Raw genomic sequence first — 780 nt, forward strand, 5'->3', positions numbered from 1 at the left:
GGCAGCTTCAGCCTGAGCCACAGCTACGGCTACGATGCGGCGGGTAACAAACTGAGCTACACCGGGCCGGACGGCCAAATCACCCAATATCACTGGGACCAAAACCGCCTGCAACGGATCGCGATCCCGGCGCTGGGGAGTCTGAACTATGCCGAATACCAGTGGAACCGGCCGAAGAAACTGCTCTACCACGGCGGCGGCAGCCGCACCATCGACTATGACCCGCTGCTGCGCCCGACCCGCATCCTGGCCCTGGACCCGGCGACCAACCCGCTGCTGGACTACCAATACGACTACGACAAGACCGGCAACATCACCCGGCGCGCCACCGAACAGCGCACCTACGACTACCAGTACGACAACCTGCAGCGGTTGACCGAGGCCCAAAGCGCCCTGGAGACCGAAGGCTGGGATTACGATGCCAACGGCAACCGCACCGCGGACAACCTCACCCCGGGCAGCTGGAGCTATGATGAGAATGACCGGCTGCAGGCCAGTCCCACCACCAGCTACCAGTACGACCAGGCGGGCCATACCACCCAAAAGACCGAAGGGGCCAATACCACAAAAAGTATCTACAACGCCGAGGGAAGGTTACAGCGAGTCGAGACTGACACGGGCGATCTGATCGGCGAATACCGCTACGACCCCCTGGGCCGGCGGATCCAGAAGACCACCCCGAACGAAACCCGCTACTTCCACTACACCGACGAAGGGCTGGCCGGCGAATACGACAGCGGTGGTGTGGTGATACAGCAGTACGGCTATGAGCCGGACAGC

1 protein-coding gene is annotated in these 780 nt (G+C 62.3%); it reads left to right on the forward strand.

What is annotated here, in order from left to right:
• On the forward strand, positions 1-780 hold a 780-nt coding region (locus tag O9K64_RS23465), incomplete at both ends, for a hypothetical protein (RefSeq protein WP_335342356.1).

Source organism: Sedimenticola hydrogenitrophicus (assembly GCF_029017505.1).
Taxonomy (GTDB): domain Bacteria; phylum Pseudomonadota; class Gammaproteobacteria; order Chromatiales; family Chromatiaceae; genus Sedimenticola; species Sedimenticola hydrogenitrophicus_A.